This is a genomic window from Streptomyces albidochromogenes (assembly GCF_005981925.1).
GTDB lineage: Bacteria > Actinomycetota > Actinomycetes > Streptomycetales > Streptomycetaceae > Streptomyces > Streptomyces albidochromogenes.
Genome location: NZ_VBVX01000559.1, coordinates 1 through 2011, shown reverse-complemented (window position 1 = coordinate 2011; position 2011 = coordinate 1). Strand labels below are relative to the sequence as shown.

Sequence of the window (2011 nt, the reverse complement as noted above, 5' to 3'; positions counted from 1 at the left end):
GCTCGGCGTACCGCTGTTCGGCGAGTTCGGCGAGTTCGGCGAGTTCGGTGTGCTGGTGTTCGGTGTGTTCGCCTGAGGAGTCGGTGTCCGGCCGGGCGAGGTTTCGGGTGTGGTCGAACTGGCCGGTGTCGTGCTGGGGGCCGGCTGATTCGGATCCGGGGTACGGGCATCCGGCCCCGGGGTGCGGCCGTCAGGCGACGGTGTCGGCGTGGTTGACGCCGTCGGGCTCGGGGTGGACGAGAGTCCCGTGCTGGTGGGGTTCGGGGGAGAGCTCTGCTCCGAGCGGTTGCTGCCGGTGTCGCCGGGAGGGGGCGTGGCCTGGCCAGGCCGGCTGTCCGGGGTGCTGGAGTCACCGGTCGCGTCACCGGCCTTCGGCTGGCCCTGAGAGCCCGAAGGGTCGTTCTCGGGGACGCTCTGCCCGTTCTCCGAGGACGGGGAGTCGTCGGTTCCCGTGTGCGAGTCGTCCGTCCCGGTTCCGGAGTCCTCCGTCGACTCGTTCGTCGTCTCGTCCGAGCCGTCCGTCTCGGTCTCCGGCGGGAGGATCGGGTTCCGGTCGGCGTCCAAGGGGATGTGCCAGACGTTCTCCGCGTCGGCGATGTGGAGCGGATCGTGGCTTACCTCACCGCTCTGGGTGTCGACCCAGACGACGGTGCCGTTGTGGTTCACGGCATTGAACGCGTGGCCGCCGCTGCCGTCGGCCCAGTCCACATGCACGATGGCCGCCGCGCCGTGACCGGCCTGCTCCAGGTCCCACACGATGCCCGCAGCGGTGTTGGGGTCGTCGCCGGGTCCCGAGTAGGTGTACGGCGTCCCCGCCCAGCGCATCTGATTCTCGTTCGCGTCGTTCTCCGGCGAGAACGGGTCGGGGTTTCCGTCCTCGTCGTGGTCCAGGGTGCGGGGGGCCGAGACCTGCGGGTTTCCATACCAGGTCTCAAGGAAGGAGCGGGCGCAGTCGGCGCAGTTGTTGCTGCGCCCGGGCACCTCGTTGCCGCCGTCGTTCTGCAGCTGGCTCCAGGGACCGAACGGGTCGGGGAACCGCTGAGGGGTACCGTCAGGATTCTTCGGCACGGCGTTCGCCAGGATCTGCTGGTCCTGCGGGTCGGGCTCCCGCAGCCCTCCCGGGGAGTGGTCCAGGTCGTCGCGGATGTCGTTGAAGTTGTCCGGCTCCGGTTCCGGCTTGTCGGACGTGCCGGGGTCGGCCTGCGGCGAACCGGGCTCCTTCGGGCCGGACGGAGGAGTGCTCGACGCCTGGGCCGAGGGGTTCGGCCCAGGGGCCACGGTGTGAATCGGTACCGCAGTCACCTGAGGTTGCTGCTGCTGGTTGGGGGTGTTCGACGGCGTGCCCGGGTTGGTGTTGCCGGGTTGCTGCGGTGGGTTGGGTGCGTCCGGCCTGCTCGGCGTGTGCGGAGCGCTGCCCGCCGGCTGCTGCGGCCGTGGCGGAGTGGTGCTCGTACCCGGCTGCGACGCAGTCGGCCTGTTGCCGGCTGCCGGAGGCGGTGCGGCGTCGGGTGTACGACCAGGGTTGCCGTTGCCGGGGGTGCCCGCCGAACTCGGAGTTGTTGTCGGAGTGGTCGGCGGCGTCGTGCTCCTGGGTGTGGCCGGCTGCCTCGGGTCCTGGTTCGGGGTGGTGGAACTCGGGTTCTGGTTCGTGTGGGGGCTGCGGCCGTCGGTCGAGCTCGGCGTGGTGGGCGTGGTGGGCGTCTGACCGGGAGACCTCCCGCCGGCCGCGGGCGGTGTGCTCTGCGATGGCGTACGGCTGCCGTCCGAGCTCGGTGTGCTCTGGTTCGGCGTACGGCTGCTGTCCCTGCCGGGTGTGCTCTGGTTCGGGGTGCGGCCATCACCCGCGACCGGAGGCGCTCCCGGGGTACGGGTGTTCGCCCCGCCCGGGGTGTTCCCGTTGGGGCTCGTCACGGCGCCCGGCGTCGCACCCGGGGCGCGGCCGTCCGTCGACGGTGCCGGCGTGCGGGGCGGTGTCGACGGTGTCGGACTCGGGGTGGAGGCTGTCTCTTAT

The 2011-nt window shown here is 71.5% G+C and carries 3 protein-coding genes; 2 read left to right on the top strand and 1 reads right to left on the bottom strand.

Annotated features, from left to right (window positions below; all coding sequences use genetic code 11):
- Nucleotides 1-1278: toxin glutamine deamidase domain-containing protein (locus E2E34_RS33815; protein ID WP_167518449.1), on the bottom strand; the 1278-nt coding region annotated here is incomplete at its 3' end.
- Nucleotides 1279-1537: 259 nt separating this feature from the next.
- On the opposite strand from E2E34_RS33815, the gene E2E34_RS35790 reads away from it, so the two are divergent.
- Nucleotides 1538-1705: a hypothetical protein gene (locus E2E34_RS35790; RefSeq protein WP_167518448.1), complete on the top strand. Its 168-nt coding sequence runs from the start codon at nt 1538-1540 to the stop codon at nt 1703-1705.
- Nucleotides 1706-1735: 30 nt separating this feature from the next.
- Nucleotides 1736-2011: hypothetical protein (locus E2E34_RS36030; protein ID WP_208765415.1), on the top strand; the 276-nt coding region annotated here is incomplete at its 3' end.